This window comes from Paenibacillus sp. EPM92, assembly GCF_016586185.1.
In the GTDB taxonomy this organism is placed as follows: Bacteria; Bacillota; Bacilli; order Paenibacillales; family NBRC-103111; genus Paenibacillus_G; species Paenibacillus_G validus.
Window position 1 is genome coordinate 1 of sequence record NZ_BCPS01000004.1, and the last position, 24,193, is coordinate 24,193.

Here is a 24,193-nt window from a genome sequence, read left to right on the forward strand (position 1 = left end):
ACTATATCTGCTAGCAAACTCTTTTTGACAACGCCATCTCAATTAAGGCAACGCAAACTGCTAAATATCCTGATGTTTTAAAGGTGGTTAGCTGAATAAGACCTTCAACATTTCAAATTCATCCTCGCGGACTGAGTTACCCCAATAATTCTCGACTAATTGGTCTACCGTAATGAAACAATCTTCACTGAAATCGAGATGATAATAGTATTTACCTTTATAACCACTGAAGCTTGATTCCTTACCTACGTTAAAATTCACCGGAAAATGAAGCATCTTATACTGCCCATCTCTAATCTCTTGGAACATAGTCTGAATGTCTTCATACATTAATTCCTGCATTACCTTTCCTACTTCAGTAAAACGACCACTTTGAATATTCTCTTGAAAGTAACTCTTGACCATTCGTTCAATATAGTCTATGCCAGTCTGAAATTGAATCTTTGAAAATACTAGATACAGATTTTTAAGCATTACACTTGGCGCATTATTCGTTGTCTTCCCAATATACTCAATTCGTCGCATACCATACTCTATGTATTCAACTTGTCTCACATTTTCTCCCTTAAAATGATTGGTAAAATGCTCTGATACAGTTTGGTATCTATGCAATAAAATATTCATAGAACTTCGGTCAAGCAGTTGCAAGTCCTTGTAAATCTCAACAGACTTGAATACATCACCTTTCAATAAGTTCAATACCCCGTTGATATACTGAACTGCCTTCTTTTCTTCAAGCAGAAGTTGTGACCTCTTACAGAACCGCTGGATAAACTCCTCATTAAACTTAATATACTCATCAAGCAAACCAGCTTTATTGATCTCAAACTCATTACCAAGAACATACGAATGGTAAAAATCTCGAAGTAAATCATAATGTTGCTTTTCATTTCTATTGTTCTCAATTCTTGACTTAAGGTATTTGTATTTTCCCAAGTCAAATCCATCAATTTCGTCGAATCTCTTACGTACATTCGATACGTCAATATCGGGAGTTCCTATGTATCGATCCAATAGCTTTTTAAGCTCAGAGCCATCGATTAATTCTATGTTTTTATTATCCGCAAACTCAATCGCTTTGTCGGTAAATGTTGAATTGGTGACGATAATGCCCTTGTTTGCATTTTCACTTAGTACAACCCCATACAAATCTCTTACTGTGGGTTCTCCGATAGCTGCATTCCATCGTTTACACTGTACCAGATACTTCCCTTTTATTATAGGCTCAGTCGAATAAGCAATTATATCAACGCCACCGTCTCCTGACAGTGAGGTCATCTCAACCAAAAATCCCATACTTTTTAATAATTTTGTGATGAGCCTTTCAAAATCATACCCATCCATCGTATGTATACTCAAAATAAGAAATCACCCTTCACTATATAAGTTTATTGTCTAATATTACCACAAACTCTCTTTGTCTGAGTGGAATGAGTGAGCACAATGATCTGGTGGGCATTAATAAGACTTTGGATACCCCTTATGAGGGGATGCAACACAAAAAATCACACCTCGTGGAAGTGTGATAGCAGTTGATATATTTATACTCCGATTTGACCTTCAATAATTGACGCTAAATCCTTTACCGATAACCGTTATCTCAGCTATCACAACGTAAACTACAAGATTTTTATAAATGTTCGTTGCATTGCAAGCCAGGGTCTGTATAGTCATTTACTTATTAGAGTCCGTGACTTCCTCATTCCTATTGCTTGCAATAACCCGCCGGTTATTCTTCCTCCAGCCATTCTGTTACAGATAAACTCATTGGAAAACTGCTGAATGTAATCATCTTCATTATTGTATGTTGTGGGAGTTACGTAAGCGTATATCCTTGTCGTGTCCAAGGCTTTAAAAGAGTCTATTGAAAGCAAGGATGTATCCACTGACCCCATCGGGAAAAGAAGTCTATCAAATGGTTTCTTCGCTCTCCAGTGCTGCTGAATGCGGAGTTTTATGTCTTTCGTGGTTCCTACGTATAATTGACAATACTCATCCAAAATCATCATGTAATACCCTGACTTCTCAGAGTATTCGTTTAAGTCCGTCACTTCGGAAAAGCCTCTGTTCCGATGGAGGAAGGTATTGATCTCGCCATGAAATTTATCCTTGTCTAATAAGGAGAAGTACTTCATGTTTAGATCAAAGTTTTCAAGGCAATCGGCAAGCTGTTTCTTGCACCAAGCATCTGTATACTCACCGTTCACATCATCGTATATGTCGATTGATAACTTTATATTTAACGAGTTCTTTTTACTGACTACTGCATAATTTTCTCTTGTTAGCCTTAGCCCATTCTTGCCGCCGTTTACTTTCACGCCAAAGTGAATCAAATTACCCCTCCTTCGTGAAGTTCCGACTACCAACGCTTTAGCGAACTGATTTTAACTCTGGTTTGAATACAGTGGTCTCTCCATTTTCGTTTTCAAGTTGGTATTTCTCTGGTGGAGGGGGTTGAGTGGGTAGAACGGTCAAGTGAGCATTAATAGCTGGAATACCCCTTGCGATAAGTCAATCCCGTTTCTGTCTCTTAACTACTATGATAAGACTATCGATCAACAAACCCACGATACCCCAGAATATCATTCCTGCAAGAATAGCTACTGGTATCGGAATATTCGATGGGTGAGTAAATCTTACGATAAACCAATGTGACTCGGCTAACCAAGCTGGAGGACTGATGATGAGAAAAAGAATAAGCGTCTCATCGCTCATACTGATCAGTGCCAAAATTAAATAGACCCAAGCCATCCAAAGGCTCCATCTTTTCCAGATGTTCAACACGTCTTCCTTCAAAAGGTATATGTAACATTATACAGTATATCGGTGGATGAATGATCTAAATACCCCTACGATAAACTCAGCTGTTGACACTATTATTCAGGAAGTTTGTAACGCCTGTTAAAATCCGGAACGAATTTGTTCGATTACTTCTGACAAAATTCGGGGTTTGACCTTACCTAATTTCTTACTGGCTGACTGCTGTGGAAATGTAATGAGTTTGTCAGGAAGAATTAACCAATCTTCTCTAATCTCTCCTTCAACAAGATCATCGCCTGAAATCCTAATCCCACGATTGGCATTAGAATCAATTTTCGCAATAATCTTCGCGACTATCACTTCATCATATTGACGATTATAGACATTGTTGGACACTATAATAAATGGTCTACTGATCTGTTTAGTCAGGTCAATCAATAAGATGTTGCCTTGATCGATAAGCATTCTACTACCTCCAATATTTCTCAATCGATATCAAAGCTGTCCCATGCCTCTCCGGCATCTTCATCGTTTCGGTAGTTACACATGAGTTCATCGTAGAATTCTTGGGCTTCTAGTTGTTCATACTCGCATACCTCACATAGGGTTCTTCCAAAGGTAAACTTATTTTTTATTACTTCAGTTACACCGCAGTCTTCACATGCAACAAGTTCTTCTCTCATAGTGCTCTATTCGTCCCTTCAGATAGCGCTTTAATCAAATGCACAACTTAAATTTTACGCCATTTATTGGTGCCAGTACGATCTTTCCCAATAGGTTCAATTCCTAGTTCGGCACGTTGCTCATAAGCCCATCTCCCAAAGAGTGATGGTGTATTAGGCAATGCATCACGAATATAAAAGGGTTTACCAGACTCGAGCTTGTCTATGTACGCCTTTACCTCATCCCACTTCTGTTCGTAGTTGTGTTGGGGATAAAGCAGATTCCGAGCATAAGCACTAACTGAAGGGAATCCTGCTGCTTTCGACCGACGTTCAATATCCGCAAATTCTGCGTCTGTAATTTTAATACGAAGTTCCATTATTCTAATACCCCCTTAATAAGGTGCAGGGTATATACCCCACCACCAGCAATATACATTATAAATCTCTGAATGTCAATTCCTGAGAACAGAGCTTTCTGATCATTACGGTCGACTTGAAGCAATACCGCTCAGTCTTAAAATATCTAGATTCCTGATTCACAACTCAAGGGTTCTTTGACAAAAATATTTAGGCAGGTGGGGCATGAAAAGCCGGGGATACCCCTTTATAAGGCAAATATAAAATCACACCTCGGAGAAGTGTGATTTACTGTCAGCTTTATACGCATAATTTGCTAGTAAACCCTTTACCGACAACCGTTGACTCGTCTATGAATACGTAAACTACGAGATTTCTGGCTGTATGAATACTCCAGAGGATATTGAGCCATCGTTCCGGTGAGTGAGAGCCAGATCTCCGGCATTTTTGGACCATCCCTCCGGCAAAGAAAGCCACCCATTTTATGAGTGGCTCTCCTGTTATACTTGTTTAACTATCGCATCCGTTAGTAATCTTACTCACCTACCATACCGTCATTATCAGCATCGCGCATATAGGGATATAACCAATGATCACTCGTTATTGGCATGCTATAACCTGCTGCTTTAGCTTCTTTAATCGTCACTTGTCCATTACCGTTTGTATCAACACTAGAAATGTCAGTGTTTGTATTTGAACTAGTTGATTCAGAAGGCTCACTGCCTGTTAATCCGAGTGATGCATTTACTTCATCAGGGTTCACATTGTCAAATGTATCAACAATTACCTCATCCATAAGCGTATAGGTATACTGATAACTTGAAGGAATCTGCGTTTCTGTATTCGGGTAGGTGATAATTGCTTCAAAATTTGTAGCTCCACCTGCTTTGCGTATCGAATCTTCCATATAAGCTTGATCACCATGTCGGTTGAGCGTACTATCTTGCGGGGTAATATTATAAGCATTCGATACCCCTCCGAGAGAATCGGCAATGACATGTCCTTCATCTAATACATCGCTTTCGACACCAGGGACTTTCGCCTCATCAGAACAATATCTACCAGACGATGAGACAGACTCGTTACTGTCATCTTGTAGAATGATTTCGCCAGCAATGACACGCACTAGTTGCCCGTGTTCATTTGTAAATGCCCAGTATTCACGGTCCCCGTCACCAACATCCACAACGACGTTAGGTTTACGATGCCCAGACAAATCACAACTATCCACTTCAATACGTTTGTATCCTGAGAATAGTTCGTTATTGGGTTGGGTTGGTGTTTCCTCGGCTACCGGTTCGTCAACAACCGTCGGGGTAGTTTCTTCTCCTTCTGTCTCTACAATGACCTCGGTAACAGTTTCTTCAGGTTCTTTATCAACTGTGGTTACTTCTTGTGGAGCATCTTCTACATTTGTAATAGTTAAATTTTCTGCATTGGTACAACCAACCATTAAGATGATCATTAACAGTAAGATTAAATAGTTCATTTTCTTTTTCATTTTAGGACTCTCCTATAATAGTTTCATACCAGTTCATTCTAAAACGACGACTTTAACTTATCTTATCTTGTTCTATAATCTTACCATAAAAGACTAATATCCTATTGAATTATCCTGCCCATAAGCTCAGCGGGTTTATGATGGCTTCCGCCACCGGAGAAGTGGCTCAATTTTTCCGGATGGGTGGCTCTCTACTCACCGGAATGATGGCTCTTTTAGTCCGATTATTCATGTATCGGTTGCACTATCGTTGAAAGTAATCATGTAAATCGTTTCAATAGAGAAACATCTACATAATTTCACCTCACTCCGAGTTGATAGCTTCAATCAATTTTACCTAAACTAATCTTATGAAACTATCCTGACTTCACTTCATTAGAAAACAAAACAGCGGCAACCTAGTTTTTCAGGTTGCCGCTAGAATCAATCGGATAGTAGAGGTCATATTATTCAATACCGCCAAAATCAATCGGTCACCATAATAATACTCTCCGGCTCTTGCAATATCCGTTTAAGAGTTTGAACTTGTTTTTCATCTAAATCGGTTACTTGTTTCCCTTCGACTGTCAACGCCCACCATAGAGTGTTGTTGATTGAACAACCTCCACAAGTCCTCGGAGAAATAACCTTGAATGCTCCCATCTTAGGTGGGTAATCCCATCCTTGCTCGAATCCTTGTTCAGATGTAAGTAGTTCTTCTTTTCCACAGCTTCGCAAATGTGTCGTAGTAGCATACATATCTCCCCCTAATATTATTATTCATTAATTCTTCCCTTTGTCAGATAAAGGGTTGACAAGAATAGTCAAGCAGATAGAAAGTCTCTGTCATAAGTATAGGATTCATTACCATAACATCACCTATATTGCTTCCACACTGTCTGATGGAGGGCAAATAGGATTAGCGGTAACTCTCATGAGGATCAAAAAGCCCCCTTGAATCAACTGTCTAACTGACCTTCGCTCTCCGTAAGCCTTATTTCATCTCACATTTGAGGATAGTCGTTATTCTTTAGACTTCTTCTCCTTTAATGTAGATTTGCTCTATATCCGACTCCAAAAATGATTTCATTTCCAGTCGATTTTCAAAAATATCAGTTTGGCCATAAGCAGATCAACCTTGAATTAGTCCCGTATATACCCCGACAATAGAAACAGAGTGCTCAGCTAGACCGAGCACTCTGTAAGAACGCACCTAATACTATAGGGACACGATGACCTGGAGTTGTAATTTGAGAGATGTTAAACTGCTTGCTGCGCTCATTTAGATGATACTTGGTTTTGACCACATCCCTATAGACTTGGGGATGAACTTTGTATTTAGGCTTACCGTAATAATCCAAAGCCGAATAGTGATCGCAGAGGTTATACAGTTCAGCAAAGACCGATTTCATATCGATTCTGACTCCCTGTTCGAAACAGAAACTATAAAACTGATTAAAGTCCTTCACTGTTTTCAAACAGTTTTGCAATAGGATCAATCGTTCTCCGCCAAGATCCAAATAGTTCTGGTTTGTTTGATTAGGATCAAATAAGTTGATCTCGGGAAGAAGTTCGCTGTAATGACCTACAATGGTACGGATATGGTGCATCCCCCGATTGATAATGAGTGCTACCAAGAAATGATCCGGTCTACTAATTGATTGCGATACCATTAGCCATCATCTCCTATTCATCGTTTAAAAACGCTTCTTCAAATTGAAAGATCGGACATGAACTGCATTGAAAGAACATCATCAACGAATTGGGCTGGACAACCTTCATGCAACAAATTAAGCCGCAGGAGCGTATCAACTCCGATAAAAACTTGAAATGGTCACTTGCTTTGAAAGTCATCAGATCAAGTGATGTTTGAATTTGATCAATCTCCAACTTAAGCTCCGATAGATCCTGTGGCTCGCATAATTTATTCTCAACCCCAATAGCCTGTAACGATTCAATTTTCGCAAGTGCCAGTAAAAATAACTGCCTCACTTCCTTGATTTCCATGTTACCTTTTGTCAATGCCTACACCACCCTTAAGGACACTTCTAACTCACCGGCTGACGTCGATGAGCAATAACCCCATACTTTTGAGATCAGGTGCCAATTCCAGATCTCCGTAATGCATCACCCCTTGAAAACGACCAGAACCAGCATCCTGAAGCAGACGTTCCCACTGGAATCTTGAATCGGTTCGGTCGATATAGTTATCGATGATGACAATGTTGCTTGTGGAGTACTTGAACTCGAATACCTTCTTGAGCATGGCTGCGATTTCTTTGTCAGAATCAGCTTTAACGGTTGAAGCAGAACACAGATAGACCGCCGCGGCGAAGATATCTCCGAATTTTTCAAGTTCCTTGTAAAGATTCAACTTAATCAACCCCAATTGCGAACTCACTCAAACTCAATACCCTCAACAGCTTCACGCAATTCCTGCAGAGAAGGTTGGGTATAACGCCTGGTCGTCTGAATATTGGAGTGACCGAGTAAAGTCGCTGCTGCTTCGATACCCCGTTCATTTGCAACTTGTTTACCATACGTATGGCGAAGCTGATGTACCGTGAATTTGATTTTGGTCTGCTCCGAAAGCTTCTCGATCATGTGCTGGATCGCCCGAACCGATAATTGTTGGCTGCGTTGAGAATAAAATAAGAAAGGCGACTTTCCCCCATGATGACCCAACCATCGTTGCAGGATATCGCGGGTTTTCACATTGAACGGCACATGACGATATTTCTCGCCTTTCCCGCTTCGAATAACGATCAACCCTGAATCTAATACCACATCGGTCAACCCCAATTCCGAAAGCTCCTCCACCCGCAAACCACAGTTAACGAGGATTATGATGACCGCTTTGTACATAGCCTTTCGTTTTTCGCCAGTACGCTTGAGCATTTCAATCGCATGAAGGATCTGGTTTACTTCCTGCCGCGTGAGCCATCGGTAATCGTTTTGGGATGCAATAGGTATTAACTTAATGGCACTGATCGGGTCAGACCGGAAGTTGATCCCTTTTCCCTTAAAGAAAACGAACAAGGACTTCAGAGCATTCAAGTTTTGATTTATCGTATTGGGAGCCAGCTTCTTACCAGTCCTACGATCCGTCCGAGATTCAAGAAATGATTTGAAGTCCCGAACGACCGTTTGAGAAATGTCTTCCACATTCGAAATGTTACCCCACGAAGCATCCAACCATTGCATAAAACGCTTGAAACACATGGCGTAGCCCTTGACGGTATTTTCGGACTTTTCTTCGACCGACAGGTATTCGAGATAACGAGCGACCGCTTCTTGGATTTTCAAGACCATTCACCTCCTTGGGCTTTGTTATACGACAAGTTTACCGGTAATGATGTACGACAAGTTATTAACGAATCCGAGCCAAAACAGCAACCGATTCTTACGAACTCGTCACATAATGATAATTGCACGACAAGTTGTGTGACCTAACTTTTTGCTCGAATCCTGACCCTGAAACCGACAGGGATGACGAACCCCTTTGAGCCGACTGAGCTCAAGCAGGAGAAGTGTGTTTTTAAGACACTTCAATTGCGGCTGCTTCAACTGTGTTGCTGGTGGGAGATGCGGTATGGCTTTTATATCAAACAGAGAAGGGAGATTTAGGACGTTACCCCCTGACGAGAGAAGGATCATCAGGTCACTTGCATAGAGCCATACCGCATCCTTACTACATGTATTCTTAATCTAAATCTGGCTGCCAAAGTGGAAAATGAAGTCCGACATTCGAGAAACTATTTTTCGCAATGACAAATAAAAAGACAGCACTGAACTCGACCAGCGAATTCAATACTGTCAAATTTAAGCTACAATTGATCATCTCAAATTACAGATCATTTCCTTATTACTGGCTACATTCTGCTCAAAGAAATGCCTTGAAAACTTCATTTCCCTGTCAGTTTTGGCGTTCATTATTTCTTTAACATCTTTGGAAGCAAGTGACCTCATTACCCCATCAATACGATCAAGAACCTTCTGGAGTTGATTTGTTGGTAAATTCAATTGACGAGCTGCCGATCTTAACCCCGATAGATAACCATGCTCATGGAACTCTTGGACAAATACTTCGAAGCACTTTTTCATAGTCGGTGGTAAGTTATTCTTGAATCCGCCTGGTAAACAATCGTAGGTGTGGTCAATTGCTGACCCCATGAAAGCCAAGATGTAATCGATTGTTCGAAGTCTCAATTCAGCTACTTCTTTATCGTACTCGGAAGGGAATACTTTGCCTTTTGTCCTAGCTTCAGCATGGCATTTGTTAAAGCAGTTCTCTAAATAGAGAAGAAACCTCATCTGAATCAGTCCTTTCTGTTTCGTAATCAGCAAGAGAGAAGGTCGACCCTTATCGGGGATTTCAAGGGCGAATAGGATAGTCCCAAACGAGTTTCTACTATTATAATGTAATCAACATAGAGTGCAGGGAACGTGTTCTTTTAACGAGCCTATGGGTAGTTTTTCGGACACGTTACCGGCAGAGCGTTTTCATTGAAATTTAAGCAAGACTAACCCCTTTTGAGCGTAGAAAAGCTTGTGATCGATTTTCACCTTCAAAGGGAACCGCTGATACAATTAAATCGATTGTAGAGCCGCATTAGATCAAAAAGAATGGGGGCAGTGGGTAGTGTGGGTAAAACCCGACTATCGCTGACAATTGCTTTGGTACTTATACTGGTCGCCCTCACTTTATAGATTTTGAATATACATAACGTGAAAATTCTCCTGAATGAAGTCCCAAAATGATTTGTACTCTCAATTCAAACACACCTACAGGGTTACCGCGAATTAATGGAGTAAACACAAAACCGGCAGTATAGATACTCGGTAAGCGAGTCCTATACTGCCGGTTTCTTCGTAAGCTCAGAGACTATATTTTACCTTTAGTTCATTAATAGCTGTCATTACCTTCTCAAAGTCCGTTGAGCCATCCGGATTTTTATCTGTTGTGATGTGGGGTGGCGTATCGTAGGAAACCTTACCGCGATACTCCATCAACACATAAACAGCTGGTCTCATGTTAGTGTCCCTTTTCCAATCAACATATCCGTAGCAGACTAAGTAATTGATATCTTGTCCATGACTCGAAGCAATTCTGATTTGTTCGGCGTGAGTATAAACTGGATTAGCCAATATTGTTTTCTCCCTTCAAAGTTGAGATCGATACTTCTGCACGGACTGAATTAGCTGATCGACCGCATTATTACTCAAGAAAGCTTGGAAAGCAATCTGATTCTCTGAATTCCCCAATGAAATTAAGACCCCATTTGAGCGGACTTCAAAACTATACTCAGAACTGACTTTTTGAAGATCAAGTTCCCGTTCTTGTTCTTTAAGCTTTTCAAGTAACTCGGGATACCTCTTATAATGTTCCTGAAGGGCATCCCTATGATCAAACTCAATACACTCCTCATCCAAAATCAACTTAACTCGTCCTGGAATAAATCCGCCTCTCATCCACGCGTCCAATATCGTTTGATGAAATGAAACATCACGATATGATCGGGTATAGGGAATTTTATTTTCACTTACAAATTTTCTCAACATATATCTCGATAAACCGAGATACTCTGCTGCCTCTTTTGAAGTCATGTGTCCGTTATACCACTTTTTCGCTTCGTCTTCACCCCAGATTACATAACCGATCAGGTCAGTCATTTCAGTTCCCTTTTCTGCGCCCGACTAAATTCTCGGTCAATTTCATCCAGAGCGAGGATTAAGGCATGGTAACGCCTTTGTGCGTACATTCTTCGTTTTTCAAGATCCTCTGGCTTGTCTTTGTAATAAACACTCTTGGTGGCACTTTCATCGTAGACTTCGTCAAGATGCTTCTTAATATCAGTTTCCTGAATCTCCAATACTGTTTGAATAAACCGGATCGTTTCTCCGGTCAAATGCATTTCAAAACGAGTTCCCGTAAGAGCATCTTCTGAATCTGTTCTATCCGCATGTAATGGAGTAAACAACGGTCCTCGAGGTGCTACACTTGCGGCGCCCATCCAATCCCGCAATACATCCTCGTGAAAGATTATTCTGCTACCAGCTTTTATGTGTGGTATTTGGTTCATTCGAGCCATTTCATAAATCTTAGCATTAGATATACCGATCATTTCGGATACTTCTTTGACGTTAAGAGTGACCTTGCGTTTACTCATTATATCAACCCCTGAGCATTCCATTTTCTTACTGCATTCGACACCACTGTTCCAAAGCCTGCTGGCAAATTGATCACATGAAAAAGATTTCTCGAACAAAAAAAATAAGACAATACGGACTCCTCGCACGAATCCCATACTGTCATTTTCAATCATTCTACATCTGTTCATTTAATCAGGTAGCTCTTCTAGTAAGTTTCTTGCGCTGTATCTTATATCAGCGCAACCTTCTAGAATACTTCTTGCAATCTTCTTCACCTCAAAATCTTCCAAGCTTAAACATAAGTTGTAGGCAATTTGAGCAAAGATATCGTAGTTTCCCCAACCACCATAGCCAGTTGCTTCTACATAATTATAAGATATGGATTGTAGAATTTGGGACTGGTAACCACTTTCAAATCTCAATACAAGTTTCCAGAACGTTGACAACCTATGCTCAACTATAAACTTGCTGATTTTATCTGTCTCTGTCAAACCAATAATAAAATCATGCACCTGAGCATCATAGTGATTATTTAGGATCTTGTTAATAGTGTTCTGCTTGTTTGCTGCCTGGTCTTGGTTCTTCAGAATACTATCAACTTCATTGAGGATATGAAGGGCTGAGTCATATCGAAGGTCTTTATTTCGAGAAATACAACGTTCGACTACTGTCTTGAAGATATGGTTGGAATCCAGTGCATTATGTGTGAGCACATAATCAATTATCTTGCCTATGGAATAGACATCACTCTTTTGATCTAGCTTTGTGAAATCAGACATTGCAAGAGGATCAACAAATAGATGATTATTCTTCTCTGTGACTGATGACTTCATGCTCCGTTCGATAGAAAGGTCCTTACTTAATCCAAAGTCGGCTATTACAAAATCGTTTCCTATCTTCAGAATATTACCTAAGTGAAGGTCTCTATGAATAATCGTCTCTTCATGAGCAAATGCCATTCCTGCCAAGATGTCCATAATAATTTTCAGTCTCTCATCAAAAGACAGCTCCATCTCATCTTCCAGATGCTTATAAAGATTCTTTTCGCACTGTTCCATTAGATACGAATAATTATCTTGATTAAAATCGAACACATTTAGTACTTGGGGACATTCTTTCAGCTTCTGCATATTTTCAAACTCATACTGCATACGCTTTTTTAGCTTCTCGTCGTTCTGATATACCGATTTTAACTCTTTTCTTAAAACCCCTTCCCTTACACGAACAATGTTACAATATGACCCAGAATCAAGGATATCATCAGGCATTACAGTGATATATCCAGTATCCCGATTAACAACTTTTACGTTGTCCCTTATTAATACTTTAGTGACCATTTCAATCATATGGCTATTTTGTTCCTTATTTACGGTAGAATGCTTAAGGATATTCAGAATGTTCTCTAGGATTTGCAAGCACTTTGCAGTTGGAAGATTACCATACTGTTCCGTTAGATATTTATCATCTACAAATCCAAAACCTCCATTGTGGTCAAAAAAGTCTGCAATATCTAAGTAGTCAATACATAGGACAGAATTATCAAAATACCAATCCAGAATAAGACCGTAGTAATTCCAATTTGTTTCAGATGTTTTTCCTTCCCAAAAGTGCTTGTCAAAGTACCGTAGTATTTTTATATAAGTCTGCTCAAAGAGCATAGTACTAACCACCTTATAAGAAATTATTATGGACTAAAATAAACCTTGTACTTAACCGCAATACACTTCAACCTAAAAAACCCCCATATTACCCCATTGATGCTGCCTTCTTTAACTGCATCTTGTTACTGTCCTTCATTGACATATCCAAATTGTGACGATCCTTAAGTACTGGCTTTGAAGGATCAAAGCTATTTATGGATGCCAAAACGAAAATCCCATAAAAAATTGGCAATTTTCGTATCTGCAGTGATCCTTTATTGGTGATTACATTTACAATCTGCTCGTATTTTTCGTGAAGGTCAGTTAAATCCGGTGAAACTTCATTATGCTTTAATCGACTTGGAATGTACTCGCATACAGTACTTTCAAGTGACCTCAGCTCTTCTATTATGTAATGGGTGGTTCCATGTGTCCTACAGATGAATGGTCTCTTTTCATATACAGAACACTTTCCCGTTTCACTGTCTAAAAGTGGACATGGGAAGCTTGTTCTGCTTTTCCCCTTAAAGGACTTAAGATTATTTATGTTGCGTTCATAATCAAGTTGAGTGTTTAATGCCTCAACTAGCTCAGGATGCTCTGATTGAAAGCTCCTGACGTTGTCCATCACTCTCTTATATAAACTCACGATCTCCTCTTGGGTCCATGTATTATGAATTTCATCCATTATAATTTCGAATTCAACCTCGGAAACTGTAAAGAAATCACTGCAACAGTTATTACAGCCAGAATAACACTGCGGTTTTGTGTCACTGTTCTCATAGTATTTCTTTTCAGCTTGATCAACTTCGCCAAATAATTTAAATAAATGCTCCGCGCGGCTGTCAGAAGTAACGCGATGACAGTTCTTCGAAGCCTTCCCACTCCCGCAAAAGCAACGTTCTTTCTTAGCCATTTTTACCCCCCATAATACTAACTCGGTATTTGCTGATCTATTTGCTTCTCTAAAAGCTTTGTTTCTCTGTACTCCTGAGCTTCGGCTGCCATAGTAAATTCGATGACTGCATTGTGGTTTTGAAGTACCGCTCTCTTAATTTCTTTAAGGGATACCCTGAAGAACTCTTTTCGCTCGTTGATTTTATTTACCCTTTGATGAGTAAATGCCCTATGAAGCGAAGCCTCCAGCTCGGGTGCATTATCCGAGAATATTACCGCATGGACATCATATCTAAATGGAACAGATGCTCCTCCAAGCTCCCTCACCCTATCCATTGGATCTAACCGTCTTGTCATGCCGATTTTGTATACATTTTCGCCAAAAGAGCCGATATTTGATATGACGTAGACATACCCAGCCTTTGTATTTTTAATTCGGTAATCGACATCTTCCTTCTGACGCTGGATCTCATCTAATCTGGCTTTTATTTCATTGGTTCTCTCCTCACTAAATTGAGCAGAGTGCTTCAATGCATTTTCAAGATGTTGCTCTTCTTTCCTCAGTATCTTCAATTGTTCCTCGAGCTCCTGTTGGGCTTTACGTTCCTCCCTAATTTGCTCATTGATTCTCCGCTGCTCTTCCCGCTCTTCTTGCTTTCTTTGGTCATACTCGTAAGCTAAGTACAGCTCCTCTAGTTTAAGAGATAAAAATTCTTCGGCTAACTCAATATAGTTGTGTCGATTCAACTCATTGATGTAATGGAATGACGTTCGGATCTTCTTTTCGGAAACCTCTACATTGCTAAATTTAACTTTGCTTATTACTGAATCACACTCATTGTTGAAAGATCGGATTGCCAGCTTAACATGCTTCTTGATTATCGAATCATCAACTTCATCATAGTATACATTGGTAACTACCGCCCGCTTATCCTTAACAAGTTTCTTCTGTTCATTTCTGACCTTTTCTAAATAGTCCTTATACTCATCTGAGTTTTCCATATCATATCTTGTCTCATAAAAGCCAAATGACTGATATAATAATTCATCGTCCAAAGTAATTATTTGGGACTTGAGTATTGAAATACTTTGCTCAGCACGTTTGATCTCTTGCTCAAGACGTGTTGCATCGTTTTCTCGCTCGAGGATCGACTCCTCAATAATACTCAAAGATTTTTCCCTACCGATAAGCTCATCTTCCCTTGCCTTAGTCATCTTAATCAACCTTAGCTGGTAAGCCTTCTCAGCATCTTCAAGTTCCTTCAGTTTTCTCCCAACCGTTAATTCAATCTCATGCTCTTTACTTTCAAGAGCGATCTCCCTTGTTTTTAATTCTTCTGCCCAAGTCCTTTCCTGCGCTGTTAACTGCTCTTGGCGTAATAGATAAAGTTCATCAATTTCTTTTTGCATCTGTAACTTTTTCTGTTCAAATTCTTTACCTTTCGACTCAACTTTAAGTTGCCACAGAGTATCCTCTCGTTCTCTTTCATTTGACAACTGAACCATTAAACGTTGATGTTCCAGTTCAATATTATCTATTTGTTGCTGTTTACTAACCAACTTTTGATCAAGCTCTTCTTCAAGTATTTTTGCTTTAGCCATCCATTGCCCTTCAAGCTGTTCCCGCTCTTTTGCCTGTTGTATCAATCTCAACCTAAAAGCTAAGTTAAGCAAAGTTAGCTCCCTTTGCTTATCTATGAGCTTAAGTTCAAGTTCTCTTTCCCTCGATTGTAGAGTCGTTTCCTTTACTCTCAACTCCTCTTCTTTGGCACCGTACTTTCTTTTCAACCCGTCTAGAGCTTCGCGCTCTACTTTATCCTGCTTTTCTTGTAAATAAGAAAATCTCAACCCCAGTTCTTCCTCTTTCGCCCTCAGCCCGTTTTCCCACTCTGTCAATTCATCTTCCTTTGCTTTAATGAACAGTACTAATTCGTTGCGATGGCTCTCCTTAAGACGCAAAAAGTATACCCCTAAGATCAATGGAACAAGTAAAAACCAAAATGCAAATAAACCTGCTATAAACCAAGTCGTTAGATACCATTTCTCTTCACCCATATTCTCACCGCCAATTACTGCAGATTCTCAGCTCAGTTTAATTTCATCTCTACGGTGGAGCTAACTCTTACCCAGATCACAATGATATTCAGCTTTCTCTAAGCATAATCGATCTCATCAATTACCCTTCTGTGACCCTCGGTATCCGGCAAGGTTATTGCAACACCAATGTCTGTTGAATCTTTATGAATAGTAAGGATTTTTGATACCGCCAGCAGTGCTTTCCGACATGATTCTTGATCTGGTTCTTATTGAACAGTTTTCCATACCGGCTGCTTGATTCAGAAGCACTCGTCTCACCTTTAGCTTCGATGAATAGAGTGTAGCCATCCTTAACAGCGATGATGTCAATACCTTTTTCAGATGTATGAAGAGCTTGTTCAATAACAAACCCATAATCATGAATATTTCGGTGGGACAGATCCATTGGGTTAATGTATCAGAGCCACGTTGTTAAAAAAATAGAGCCAGCATGTTAGTAGTGAGAGCCATCAAGTAAATGATGGCTCTCAGTCAACCTATTCAACTATCGCTCCCAGTTGATTAATAAACCGTTCGAACAAAGAATCCGCGCTTGCCGTAACACTTATTCCCGTACTTATCTTTGTGAGAATTTAAAACGCTATTATGTGTCTTCCTACGGAATTCCTTGTTGCAGTATGAACACTTGTAAATGAATATAGGACCAGTCGATACCTTTGCCCTTGAACTTCGTTTTGGAACAAAAATCTTTCTACCGAAGGTTCTGCGTGTGAGCTTCGGCTTGCTTGATCTGGGTCGCCCAAAATATGTATTGTCCTGGTACTCACCAGCTTTGGAAATCTCAATTTCAAAGCGGGGTTGAAATTTAATATCAGTCAACTCCATAGACCTTATCTTCGCATGCAAGAAACTCTTTACCGAGGGTGCGGAGTCGGGTCTTGAAGTCGTATCAAACACATAAAGATATTCGCTACCGATACCTTGTTTAGTCACTTTATAAACCAGTGAATAAGGCTCAACCAGTCGTACTGTTCCATTATAATTGACTTGAAGCATCGTCATTTTTTGACCAGCTTCCATTATCATGTTACGGAAGTGGGAAGGGAAAAACGCCAACTCTCCTCTACCAATGGGGAGAGAACCAAACATTTCGTTAATGATTTGTTTGTATTTTTCCGTTGCCGTTTCAAAAAGTAATTTTCCTCTTTGGGGTACAACCAGATGCTTTTCCCAAAATCCTTTAATAAGTTGAAACGGCAAATCCACAAGTAAACTCCGTGCTACGCCTATCCTACGTTCCTCAAAAATGGTCATTTTAGAAAACGTTTTGATAATCTCCACTTGGTTTAAAACAATAGAGTTATTCAAAACAAAGGAGAACACATAATCATACAAATCCGAAGAATGCCTTCTCTGGAGGAGGCATTTTAGTTTGGATGCAAGAATCTCCTCCAGCTTTAAACAGCTAATTTCAATGGGAATGTCCCTGAAATCAGAATAGGGATGGACAAGGTATCTCTTCTGAATGGGTAAATGAATCCTGTCGAACTGGGTGATATCCATTTTAATACTTATGGTCAATTGGCTTGTTACCGCATAGAAGTCCTTAAAAAAGATTTTGACCTCATAAACTTTTTTGTCTTTATCAATTCGTTGTTTCTCGAATACTTTATTCTTTTCCTTTTCAAAAATAACTCCAGCATTCTCTTGTACAAAATCGCATACCTTATCCATTTCCTGCTGTATTAACTCTTGTGGCAAAGAATGCTGAACAGCAAAATCTAAGTCGCCAGAGAATCGTGCATTCTCAAAATACGCCTTCCTTAACGCATTACCACCCTTTAATACGAGGTGGTCTTTCAATTCGGAAATATAATACATCCCCGCTAAGAACCAACCAAACACATAATCCCTCTGGACATTGGAAGTATTGATTTCGAACTCTTTACCTTTTTCAATTATCTCTTCACGAGTTATCATGCGGACACCTCAACTTTGGTTATAGCGGTCTAATAAATAATTCTACAAAAATAGCTAACCATCCTGCCAAAAGTGAAGGATGTGGACCCAACTAAGCTACCCATTAGTATATTGATCAACACGTAATAATGTTTATCACAGCCTAAGTCTAAAGTGGCTCTAACTCATTAACATCATGGCTCTATTTTATTAACAACGAGGCTCTTACTGATTAATCAGATGGCGCTCCAGCACCGAAATATTCAATCAGTGAGCTTATTGGAACAGCAGAAACTACATCATTTTCCGTAAGCATAAAGACCCCCATCCGAAAACCTATAAGTAAATATTCTCCAAATTCCTTAGCAACCCTTTCCGGAAATTCGACATTTTCCAAACATAAAGAAGGACAGCGTTTTATACTGTCCTTCTAACAAAAGCAAACTTGAAGTTTTTACATTATGTTAAATTGACTAGATTTATATCGGTCAGTTACATCCGTAAAAAGACTTTCTCTTGTAGCTCCGTAATAGTGACCGTTAGCTGTAATTAATAACATCCCGTTACCATAAATGAAGATCATGTACACTGTGCTCAAGTATAATGACCATCAGTTCCATCTTTCGACATGGTTTTTAGCCATTATACCATTCAATAGGGAACATATACCATTCTTGTATGTGACATGAAAACAAACTTTGATTATATCTTAACCCTCGACAACCTTTGATTACTTGCAATGACCACATTCAACTAACGTAAGTTTTCCTTCGTAGCTTATCTCGTAAATATCCAATGCCTCTTCTTTCGACCGGAAATGCTTCCATCCGCCGGTCCCTTGCTGCTTCTTCCACCCCTGATCAGTTCGTTGCTTCATCTCAACGACATAAGGGCATGTGTCGTGATCCAAGTGAATTGTGTAGCTCTTGAGTGGAATATCGATATTAGCCCAAGCCTTCATCTGATCACCTGCTTTCTGTTATGAACCGTACAATAAAAACGCTTGTCTGTGATCCAGACAATCTCTTACTTCTTGAGATATACCGAGATAAATTGCTTCTTGTACGCAAACCTTAATATCATCAGATGAAGAGTTTACAATCGGGTATTTCAACTCCCACTCCCTACCATTCAAGACATACGCAAAGAGAGTGTAAGCTTCATCATTAAATTCATATATTCGGAATGACAAATGACCTTGAATAAATGTGTTTCCGTACTCTGTTTTACTACTATCATAGGAACTACATTTCTCACACAACAAAATTACCTCCAATCGAAATAACTACTCAGTATGTATCATTTCATACTCTTCTCGGGTAGCCCCAAGTGCCTGATTAACCCATGTAATTCTGCCGCTTTGGACTTCATGGTTCAGTTCAACATCAAAACCATGTTTCCGGTAAAAATGCTCCGATCGATCAATGTGATCCCAGTCGACCCCGGAGATCCATCCGGTGATATACCGAACTTGCAGTTGATCGACGAGATGCATAATGGCTGTCATCAAGATGGAACCGTAGCCGCGGCTAACTCGCTCTCCTTTAATCTTGATGTCCGAAATTCGCATAAGTTTGTTATTATGGTAAAAAGACAAGAAAGCGTTCGAGTCAGGGCGTTTTACCCCTTTGGGAGTAATGATCTTGATACGCAAGTGGATAGGCTGATCTTCTAGTTTGTTGAAGTCATGATGGTGTAGACGGTAGATCATAACGGTCTCGCCATGCCGAGTTTGATCGACATGGATTACCTTGTGTCCGTCTTTCTCTATATTGGCGGTTTGCCATTCGACTTCGTAATTGATGTCACCATTACGCTGTAGTGGAATTGGTTTATGCTCACGCTCAAGATCAGCGAAGGGATCTCCGAATAACTTCTTAAACAAGTTGCTGAACACCTTCTTTACTTCATCATCAAATTGATTCTTACAAATTTCGCCATGAGTCTTATAAGCACCTGCTAAACCATAAAGAGCTTTTCAAAATCGATACCCTTAATGCTCCTGATACCCCTGAAACATGTGAGAGAACTCTTTATGAACCGCATCAAAGCAACTGTCGCATATTATCAAGTTCTTGTCGCCCAGACCAATGAACTTGGCTTGAACTCGATACGAAACATCGGGCAGGGGATCGGAAGGTACAAGTGCCTGACTACATACCCCGCATGAGCCATGAAACCGCATGTAGCATTCGATACAAAGTGAGCCAAGGTTGTGAGTGAAATGAGTAAACAACTTCTCGGCATCGTTGGAACAGAAAGAGCAACACATATTTTCAACCTCCAGTTTTAGTCGAAACGTAAAAAACCGCAGACCTCGCCCGTTAAGGCAAATGATCTGCGGTGCTTCCGCTTCAAAGTGTTTATTCTATTAGTTTTAATATACTTGAATGTCTGGTAAGATACAATTTTTTACAATCAACAATGTTGGTTAGCCAGATAACCTCGTTTACCAAGCCTTAAAGTGGGTTACTCGCTACTGATTTGAGCAATAGGATTCTTTATCTTCTTAGGATTCATGTACTGTCACTTCAATTCGATAAGCATAGTACTGAATCGCATCAGAGGTTTGTAGCATGACGGATCGATCAGACTTCTTATCGACTAATACAATAGGGTAGGCATTTGCCTCACCATTAATTTCACTGCAAATTCCCTCAATGTTTGCTACGAGGGAATTGATATCCATAGGACGAGTCAAGCTGTTATATATTCGCGTTGATCTGCCCATGTCTTGTAATTCGTATGTCTCAATTGTTGTATTGCGACTTGCTCCTCCATAGCTATTAAAGAAATGAATAAGAGTCTCGTTAATCGGTAACATCAGAAAACCCCTTTCTTGAATTTAAAGTATCGAACGCTAACTAGGAGGTTATGACTATTCTTGATGTTAAATATACTGATCGGTTACATCGGTGAAGAAATTTGATCTTGTCACCCCGTAATAGCGATCTTTATAAACGACTACCAGTATCCCCTGGGCATAAAGGATAATTAGTACAGCAAAAACGAATGCTGCCGATAAGAACAACCAAAATGGATTTTCCTGAATTACTCCTATTAACATAAATAGAACCACCCAAGACTTTAGTCCTTATAATTGTAGCATAATCTGGAAACATGAACACAAAATTAGAGCCAAGTGCCGAAACACTTAGCTCTACAACCCCTTTAGGGTTAATCACTATTAGGTTCTCGTTTCCGGTTGTAGCATCAATCAGCCTTCAGGCACATATCCCGATGATGTATCGATAACTATGGAATTACTTGATGCATCCCATGTTACCCCGAAATCAAGAGCTGCTGCTAGATCACGAAGCTTGAAGTAATTGTTACCCTTGATGGTGTATGCCTTGAGAGTGATTGACTTAGCATTCAGGTAAATAACCGAACTTGATAAATTACCTTTTTCAGAAGTCGGGCTATCGAGCACCATCAGTTCCCCGCCCACTGCCTCATATGGTTTACCTGTTTCAAGAGAAATGGCATTCTTAGCCCCGTCCCATCCAACACTGAAGCTTTTCTCTGTATTGTTAAGAACCATCGCGATGTCACGCAACTTGAAGTAGTTGTTATTGTTAATGTTGTACGCTTGGAAGGCTGTATCTTTGCCATTTACCAAGACCTTGGATGTAGTCGGTTGGGCTGATATTGAGCTATCTTTAATGTTAGTGTCCTTTTGCGGTACTGAATTTGCGTCTTTCTTGGGTACTGGATTTGCAACTATATATCCCTTACCTTCTCCACCGTCAGAAAGAACCGTATATCCGCCGCTGAATGGCTTTGCCGTAAAAAACGGACTAGTAAAACCAATCACTTCTTTTCCGGTTTCGTCAATAAACCCCTCAAGAATCTTACCGTTTGAAGCCACTTTTGATACGATTGCCAGTCCTTCATTAAAAGAAGAAATGACTTCATGGTATTGAGGTTGGATGACTACTTTTCCGGATTTGTCTACAAACCCCCACTTATCTTTAACTACAAACGCTGCTAAACCCTCGCTAAAATTAAGCATATAATCGTACTGCGGAGTCAACACCTCGTTTCCTGCCTTATCGATAAAACCGTACTTTGAAGCTTTAGATATTGATATAGCTAATCCATCACTGAAACTCAGAACTGCATTATCAAACTTAAATTCAATAACTACTTGTCCTGTTTTATCTATATAGCCCCATTTGCCATCTAACTCAACTGATGCCAATCCTTCACTAAAATCATAGACATTTTCATATTGTGGTTTAATGACCTCTTGTCCCGTCTTATCAATGAAGCCCCATTTATCGCCTAAACGGATAGCTGCAAGACCTTCACTAAAATCTTTTGCATCTTCATATTTCAACTGAGTTATCTCTTTACCCTTTTTATCTATATAACCCCATTTTCCGAGCACTTCAGTTCGAACCGCCGCTAGACCTTCACTGAAGTCATGAGGATTTTCATATAATGGTTTAATAACCTCTTTTCCAGTTTTGTCGATATATCCGTATTTACCGAAAATAGGATCTTTCGTAAACACAGCGAGTCCATCACTGAACGCACCGTACTGACCAGATCTGGCTGGAATAACGATTTTACCAGAGGTATTAATATACCCCATCTTGATATCATTCTTTTCATAAATTCCAAACACCGCTAACCCATCATGAAATCCCTCAACATAATTGAAAGGTAAATATTTCGGACTAGAAGCAAAAACAGCCGGGCTCATAACGATAAACAACATCAAGCTTAGTAATATACAGATGTACTTCTTCAAAATTAACATCTCCTTTTCTATTAACCCCATACCATAAATCAGCTTAACGGCAATCACGCTCACTCCATGACATACCCCGTTGAGGAATCGATACCAATCGTATTTGTTTTTCCGTCCCATGTTATCCCGAAATCAATGACCGCTGCTACATCACGAAGTTTGAAATAGTTGTTGCCGTTGATCAAGTAAGCTGTAAGCTTAACTTCCTTACCGTCTAGGTAAATGATCGAAGTTGACAGTGTAGCTTTCTCAGTATTAAGCTTTTCAGCGACCGTCAACTCACCGCCAACCTCTCCGTATGGCTTCCCGGATTCAAGAGATATTGCATATTTCTCTCCATCCCAACCTACAGAAATGCTCTTTTGTGTCCCATTCAAAACCATTGCAAGATCACGAAGTTTGAAGTAATTGTTATTATCGATGTTGTAGGCTTGGAAAGATAACTCCTTGCCATTGACCAAAACCTTTGAAGCTGTTGGCTTTGCTGAAACATTCACTGACTGTTTCGTTGGATTAGATGGATCGGATTTAGTTGTGAAAGACCAAGTGTCATTACGACTGCCGTACTTCACATTTACGGTGTAGGTCTCGTTGTACTTAAGCTCTTGCTTAGGGTACAAGTGAACTAACCCCATTTCATCGGAGTAGAAAGGAACGTCATTGCCTTTACTGTCGGTAATCTTTGCTGTGAAAGAATCCGCCCACTCGGGTGTGTAATAGGAGATCGCAAAGCCTGACTTGCTTACACCAAATTTCTTTAAGAGGTCTGGTCTCTCCCATTTACTCGAAAAGTAAGTGTCGACATCTTTCTGTCCGTTGTACGGATAGGAGAAAAACTCTGGTGGTGTAACCTCACTTGCAGACTTACCTATATTGAAAACTACATTACTACCCGAGATTCCAAAACCGATTTTGATATCAGCATGACTAAATAAAAAATCTCTATGTATAACTGTCTTATTTAAAAAACCATCTAAGGTTTTCATTAACGTATCATCATCGTAACTGATAACTTCACTTACCCAAGAATTATCGTAACCAACAGCCTTAGCACGATCACCTGGGTTTTCACCGGTGAAACCAGCTTTATTAGAGTCTTCCCAGTGTCCATCATCGGTATTTAATGAAGTTAAACCATGTAAAGTAAGGTAATCTGCATGATTTTGGGCTGCTTTATTGAGGTACGGATCGAGCTCAAGCTCCTTTATACCAACAGTTCGTCTGATCTCATTAAGATAGTTGAGTGCCTCTTTATGCTCCTTAGGTAAATCTGCTGCGCTCGCCTTCAGTGGTGTGCCAAAAGAGATACCCCCTATCACCAACGTGAGAGCTAACACCAACGATAACAACTTTTTCATTCTGTCTCCTCCTCATAATTTAACAATTTGGTTCGTAAATCATATTTTCTTTGCCTAAAATCCCATGAACCCCTGATATCACAAGGCTTTCGACACTTAATGACAATTATAGTATATGTATTATACTT

General features: G+C 39.8%; 24 protein-coding genes. All 24 read right to left on the minus strand.

Features of this window, described 5'->3' with window-relative positions; genetic code table 11:
• Positions 1–87 precede the first annotated feature (87 nt).
• Positions 88–1,359 (minus strand): restriction endonuclease, encoded by a 1,272-nt coding sequence (locus tag JMF85_RS00170; RefSeq protein ID WP_201317531.1) that lies wholly within the window; start codon positions 1,357–1,359, stop codon positions 88–90.
• Positions 1,360–1,670: 311 nt separating this feature from the next.
• The gene (locus JMF85_RS00175; protein ID WP_201317532.1) at positions 1,671–2,333 is read right to left on the minus strand and encodes a GIY-YIG nuclease family protein; all 663 of its coding nucleotides are present in this window, start codon (positions 2,331–2,333) and stop codon (positions 1,671–1,673) included.
• A gap of 568 nt (positions 2,334–2,901) precedes the next feature.
• On the minus strand, positions 2,902–3,225 hold the full coding sequence (locus JMF85_RS00180) for a type II toxin-antitoxin system PemK/MazF family toxin (protein WP_201317533.1): 324 nt from the start codon (positions 3,223–3,225) through the stop codon (positions 2,902–2,904).
• Positions 3,226–3,245: 20 nt separating this feature from the next.
• On the minus strand, positions 3,246–3,443 hold the full coding sequence (locus tag JMF85_RS00185; protein WP_201317534.1) for a hypothetical protein: 198 nt from the start codon (positions 3,441–3,443) through the stop codon (positions 3,246–3,248).
• 47 nt (positions 3,444–3,490) lie between these two features.
• Positions 3,491–3,802, minus strand: a complete 312-nt coding sequence (locus tag JMF85_RS00190) for a hypothetical protein (protein ID WP_201317535.1) — start codon at positions 3,800–3,802, stop codon at positions 3,491–3,493.
• Between the two features lie 515 nt (positions 3,803–4,317).
• Positions 4,318–5,283 (minus strand): DNA/RNA non-specific endonuclease, encoded by a 966-nt coding sequence (locus tag JMF85_RS00195; protein ID WP_201317536.1) that lies wholly within the window; start codon positions 5,281–5,283, stop codon positions 4,318–4,320.
• Positions 5,284–5,748: 465 nt separating this feature from the next.
• On the minus strand, positions 5,749–6,021 hold the full coding sequence (locus JMF85_RS00200) for a hypothetical protein (protein ID WP_236595679.1): 273 nt from the start codon (positions 6,019–6,021) through the stop codon (positions 5,749–5,751).
• A 422-nt stretch (positions 6,022–6,443) separates the two neighbouring features.
• Positions 6,444–6,935 carry a hypothetical protein gene (locus JMF85_RS00205; protein ID WP_201317537.1) on the minus strand — a complete coding sequence of 164 codons (492 nt, stop codon included), beginning with the start codon at positions 6,933–6,935 and terminating at the stop codon, positions 6,444–6,446.
• 13 nt (positions 6,936–6,948) lie between these two features.
• A complete protein-coding gene (locus JMF85_RS00210) occupies positions 6,949–7,284 on the minus strand; it encodes a hypothetical protein (protein ID WP_201317538.1) in 336 nt (111 codons plus the stop codon).
• A 31-nt stretch (positions 7,285–7,315) separates the two neighbouring features.
• Positions 7,316–7,636 (minus strand): hypothetical protein, encoded by a 321-nt coding sequence (locus tag JMF85_RS00215; protein ID WP_201317539.1) that lies wholly within the window; start codon positions 7,634–7,636, stop codon positions 7,316–7,318.
• Positions 7,637–7,659: 23 nt separating this feature from the next.
• Positions 7,660–8,568, minus strand: coding sequence for a tyrosine-type recombinase/integrase (locus JMF85_RS00220; protein ID WP_201317540.1), 909 nt, complete (start codon positions 8,566–8,568; stop codon positions 7,660–7,662).
• A gap of 531 nt (positions 8,569–9,099) precedes the next feature.
• Positions 9,100–9,609, minus strand: a complete 510-nt coding sequence (locus JMF85_RS00225) for a hypothetical protein (protein ID WP_201317541.1) — start codon at positions 9,607–9,609, stop codon at positions 9,100–9,102.
• 531 nt (positions 9,610–10,140) lie between these two features.
• Positions 10,141–10,410, minus strand: coding sequence for a hypothetical protein (locus JMF85_RS00230; RefSeq protein ID WP_201317542.1), 270 nt, complete (start codon positions 10,408–10,410; stop codon positions 10,141–10,143).
• Positions 10,411–10,425: 15 nt separating this feature from the next.
• Positions 10,426–10,935 carry an excisionase family DNA-binding protein gene (locus tag JMF85_RS00235; RefSeq protein ID WP_201317543.1) on the minus strand — a complete coding sequence of 170 codons (510 nt, stop codon included), beginning with the start codon at positions 10,933–10,935 and terminating at the stop codon, positions 10,426–10,428.
• Positions 10,932–11,432 (minus strand): helix-turn-helix domain-containing protein, encoded by a 501-nt coding sequence (locus JMF85_RS00240; protein WP_201317544.1) that lies wholly within the window; start codon positions 11,430–11,432, stop codon positions 10,932–10,934. The genes JMF85_RS00235 and JMF85_RS00240 overlap by 4 nt, the downstream gene beginning before the upstream one ends.
• Before the next feature lie 171 nt (positions 11,433–11,603).
• Positions 11,604–13,073 carry a protein kinase family protein gene (locus JMF85_RS00245; RefSeq protein WP_201317545.1) on the minus strand — a complete coding sequence of 490 codons (1,470 nt, stop codon included), beginning with the start codon at positions 13,071–13,073 and terminating at the stop codon, positions 11,604–11,606.
• Positions 13,074–13,161: 88 nt separating this feature from the next.
• The gene (locus JMF85_RS00250) at positions 13,162–13,971 is read right to left on the minus strand and encodes a YkgJ family cysteine cluster protein (RefSeq protein WP_201317546.1); all 810 of its coding nucleotides are present in this window, start codon (positions 13,969–13,971) and stop codon (positions 13,162–13,164) included.
• 17 nt (positions 13,972–13,988) lie between these two features.
• Complete coding sequence (locus JMF85_RS00255; protein ID WP_201317547.1) at positions 13,989–16,007, minus strand: SNIPE associated domain-containing protein; 2,019 nt, start codon at positions 16,005–16,007, stop codon at positions 13,989–13,991.
• A 543-nt stretch (positions 16,008–16,550) separates the two neighbouring features.
• On the minus strand, positions 16,551–17,969 hold the full coding sequence (locus JMF85_RS00260; protein ID WP_201317548.1) for a nucleotidyl transferase AbiEii/AbiGii toxin family protein: 1,419 nt from the start codon (positions 17,967–17,969) through the stop codon (positions 16,551–16,553).
• Positions 17,970–18,678: 709 nt separating this feature from the next.
• On the minus strand, positions 18,679–18,909 hold the full coding sequence (locus JMF85_RS00265) for a hypothetical protein (protein ID WP_201317549.1): 231 nt from the start codon (positions 18,907–18,909) through the stop codon (positions 18,679–18,681).
• A gap of 324 nt (positions 18,910–19,233) precedes the next feature.
• Positions 19,234–19,833, minus strand: a complete 600-nt coding sequence (locus JMF85_RS00270) for a hypothetical protein (protein ID WP_201317550.1) — start codon at positions 19,831–19,833, stop codon at positions 19,234–19,236.
• Positions 19,834–20,457: 624 nt separating this feature from the next.
• Positions 20,458–20,772: a hypothetical protein gene (locus JMF85_RS00275; protein WP_201317551.1), complete on the minus strand. Its 315-nt coding sequence runs from the start codon at positions 20,770–20,772 to the stop codon at positions 20,458–20,460.
• A gap of 393 nt (positions 20,773–21,165) precedes the next feature.
• Positions 21,166–22,770, minus strand: a complete 1,605-nt coding sequence (locus tag JMF85_RS00280; protein ID WP_201317552.1) for a WG repeat-containing protein — start codon at positions 22,768–22,770, stop codon at positions 21,166–21,168.
• Positions 22,767–24,065, minus strand: coding sequence for a CAP domain-containing protein (locus JMF85_RS00285; protein WP_201317553.1), 1,299 nt, complete (start codon positions 24,063–24,065; stop codon positions 22,767–22,769). The genes JMF85_RS00280 and JMF85_RS00285 overlap by 4 nt, the downstream gene beginning before the upstream one ends.
• Positions 24,066–24,193 lie beyond the last annotated feature (128 nt).